The 839-nt window shown below is 67.8% G+C and carries 2 protein-coding genes; both read left to right on the plus strand.

Annotated elements, in window-relative coordinates:
- On the plus strand, positions 1-192 hold a 192-nt coding region (locus CK944_RS23875), incomplete at its 5' end, for a hypothetical protein (protein ID WP_205049144.1).
- The gene (locus CK944_RS22310) at positions 189-716 is read left to right on the plus strand and encodes a thermonuclease family protein (RefSeq protein ID WP_103175202.1); all 528 of its coding nucleotides are present in this window, start codon (positions 189-191) and stop codon (positions 714-716) included. The genes CK944_RS23875 and CK944_RS22310, both read left to right, overlap by 4 nt.
- Positions 717-839 lie beyond the last annotated feature (123 nt).

Genomic DNA, 839 nt, shown 5'->3' on the forward strand with positions numbered 1-839 from the left:
GATTTCGAGCGCTACTTCTCGGCACTGACCCAGCATTTCCAGTGCCTGGATCAGGCATGGCAGGATAGCCTCGCGAGGGCCCGCGCCGTTTCTGCCGCGCGAGAGACCTTCGTGCAGCGTGCGACAGCGCTTGGCCTCCGGGCGCGTCTCGGGGTCGATCCGCAGCCGCCGTCGGACGGGGGGCGGAAATGAGGAAAGCGGCGCGGCTCTCTTTGCTGATCCTGGTGGCGGCAATGTTCCTGCTGGGTGCGCAGGAACACATGACACTTGCTACCGGTTTGGCAGGGCCTGCACGGATGATCGATGGCGATACCCTTGTCATCGGTGGGTGGCGGATCCGCATCCTCGGCATGGGCGCCCCTGAACCGGACCTGACCTGCCAAGACGCAGCCAGGCAGACATGGAAATGCGGTTGGGACCTCCCACAAGTCCTGGCGGCGCCCGTCGCTCGGCAGGTTTCGTGCCATGTCGCTGGTCTGGACCGCTACGGCCGCGATTTGGCACGCTGCGCCTCCCGCGGCAGCGATCTGGCCGAGTGGCTGGATCGGGAGAGATGGGCTGTTGCCGCCGGCGACGAGCAGGGCAGGTACAGGGCGGCGGGGCGTGAGGCGGAGGCCAGGGGGACAGGCATCTGGCGCGGCAGCTTCACTGGGCCGGCGGACTGGCGCAGGGCAGGGGATCGGCAGCACAGGGAGCGAGCGGACGATGAGCGCTGAGCGAAAGTGCTACCGGCTGGGGCATGTCCACTTTTGCGACGATGCGCCCCAGCTGCAAGGGATCCTCGCCCGGGCGCATGACGGTCATGCCAGGCCGCTGTGCCAGTGCTGCGAGGCCGAACC

This window comes from Paracoccus sp. SY, from assembly GCF_002901215.1.
Taxonomy (GTDB): domain Bacteria; phylum Pseudomonadota; class Alphaproteobacteria; order Rhodobacterales; family Rhodobacteraceae; genus Paracoccus; species Paracoccus acridae.

Bases quoted from the DNA above. Each gene is read 5' to 3' on its own strand.
- CK944_RS22310 (WP_103175202.1), top strand. From the start codon at position 189: ATGAGGAAAGCGGCGCGGCTCTCTTTGCTGATCCTGGTGGCGGCAATG.